Raw genomic sequence first — 2,307 nt, 5'->3', positions numbered from 1 at the left:
CGATCCGCGCCATACAATCAAAGCGGCCCGGCAATTGAATCACCGACCCGACACCTACCGCCGGCGGTGCCCCCTCACCCGTTGGCAACCAATCTTCCCGCAAGCCGCCACCGGTCAGGCCGACATCCGGCCCTATCTCATCGTTGAACCCGTAATCCCCGACGGCATCGACATCCATCGCGTCCAGCAAGTCTAGTGGCGCGTTCGCCCAGACAGGAGCATCGACATCCCGCCCGACAGCGGCGGCGGCAGCGGCAGCGGCAGCGGCAGCGGCAGCGGCAGCGGAACTACCAGAAGCCTCGGCCCCGCCAGACTCAACCTGCACATTCCACAAACCAACAAGATGCCAACCACTCCCGTCGAATTTTATCTCCCACGGATCATTCGGCGATAATTTGCTTTTCACTAATTCATCCCGTGCGCGTGCGATAGCCGTACCGGGCGGCAGTGTGCCGCCCGTGTACACACTCTCGATCTCGGCGTGTGTCACGGATTCGTTGCCCCTGCCGCGCTTGTTGATAAGAAGTCGAAGTAGTGAGGCGGTATTGTCTCCGAGTTTGCGCACCTCTTTGCCGTCGCTGCTTCTTAGTGTGCGCCCGTCAAGAGACCATTGAACCTGCGCCCTATCGCCGGTGTGCTGGCCCGTGGCAGACGACAAGCCCCGCCCAACAACAGCAGCGGCAGCGGCAGCGGCACTAACAGAAGCCTCGGCCCTGCCAGACTCAACCTGCACATTCCACAAACCGACAAGACGCCAACCTTTTTCACGCCTGTCGTATTTTATCTCCCACTGATCCCTCTCCAATCCTTTCGTTCCCTTCAATACCCCCCGTAGGTTGCCGATAGCCGAATCTGGCGTTGCGGGGCCCGTGTACACACTCTTGACCTCGGTGTGTGTCACGAATTCGTTGGCCGTGCCGCGCTTGTTGATAAGAAGTCGAAGTAGTGAGGCGGCACCGTCTCCGAGTATGCGCACCTCTTTGCGGTCGCTGCTTCTTAGTTCGCGCCCGTCGAGAGTCCATTGAACCTGCGCGCTAGCGCCGGTGTGCTGGCCCGTGGCAGACGACAAGCCAGGCGCGTGCTGCCGGCTACCGCTGTGGTCGGTGGAGGTCGACGCGTACGGCTGATCGAATGCCGACTCGGTACGCAGCGGCGGCTGAACACTGCGCTGCACGTCGCCGAGCAGAGCCGGCCCCGACAGTGGCAGGGCCAGCATGTCCGACTCGGAGCCATAGTGGACGAGATACTCGCTGGCATCAGAGCCCCAGACGCCGTCGTCAACGCCGAGTTGGGATATATCGGCGGTCTGCATGAGGGCATCAGGGCCGTCCAGTGGATGCATGACCGAACCGGCACCGACCGCCGCCGGCATCCCCTCAGCCGTTGGCAACCAATCTTCCCACAAGCCGCCACCGGTCAGGCCGACATCCGGCCCTATCTCATCGTTGAACCCGTAATCCCCGACGGCATCGACATCCATTGCATCCGGGATGCCTAGTGGCGCGTTCGCCTGCATAGGAGCATCGACATCCCGCCCGACAGCAGCAGCGGCAGCGGAACTACCAGAAGCCTCGGCCCCGCCAGACTCAACCTGCACATTCCACAAACCAACAAGACGCCAACCTTTTTTACGCTCGTTGAATTCTATCTCCCACGGACCCTTCAGAAATGAGTCCGCTCTCCCTAATGATCTCCGCACGAGATTAATAACAGAAAAGGGCGGTGAGATGCCCTTGTACGCACTCTTGATCTCGGCGTGCGTCACGAATTCTTCGCCCGTGCCGCGCCTACGGATAAGAAGTCGAAGTACTGAGGCGGTGTTTTCTGCGAGTTCGATTACCTCTTTGCCGTCGCGTTCTTTTAGTTTACGCCCGTCAAGAGACCATTGCGCCTGCGCAGGAGCGTCGACATCCTGCCCAGCGGCAGCGGAACTACCAGATGCCTCGGCCCCGCCAGACTCAACCTGCACATTCTCCAAACCAACAAGACGCCAACCCACTCCATCCCCGCCGGATTCTATCCTCCACGAACCCTTCGGAAATAATTCCGCTCTCTCTAATGCCGTCCGTACGTTGCCGATAGCCGCAGCGACTGGTGTGGGGCCCGGGTACACACTCTTGACCTCGGCGTGTGTCACGAATTCGTTGGCCGTGCCGCGCTTGTTGATAAGAAGTCGAAGTAGTGAGGCGGCATCGTCTCCGAGTTTGTGCACCTCTTTGCCGTCGCTTCTTAGTTTGCGCCCGTCGAGAGACCATTGAACCTGCGCCCTAGCGCCGGTGTGCTGGCCCGTGGCAGACGACAAGCCAG

At 60.5% G+C, this 2,307-nt stretch carries 1 protein-coding gene; it reads right to left on the bottom strand.

The window, feature by feature from the left end:
• Positions 1 to 2,212 (bottom strand): hypothetical protein (locus tag ACLQ24_RS29355; protein ID WP_425894985.1); only part of this gene is annotated, 2,212 nt, incomplete at its 3' end.
• Positions 2,213 to 2,307: the final 95 nt, after the last annotated feature.

The sequence above is a fragment of the Micromonospora sp. DT4 genome (assembly GCF_049841675.1).
Taxonomy (GTDB): Bacteria; Actinomycetota; Actinomycetes; order Mycobacteriales; family Micromonosporaceae; genus Micromonospora.
This window is presented reverse-complemented; position numbering and strand designations above follow the sequence as displayed.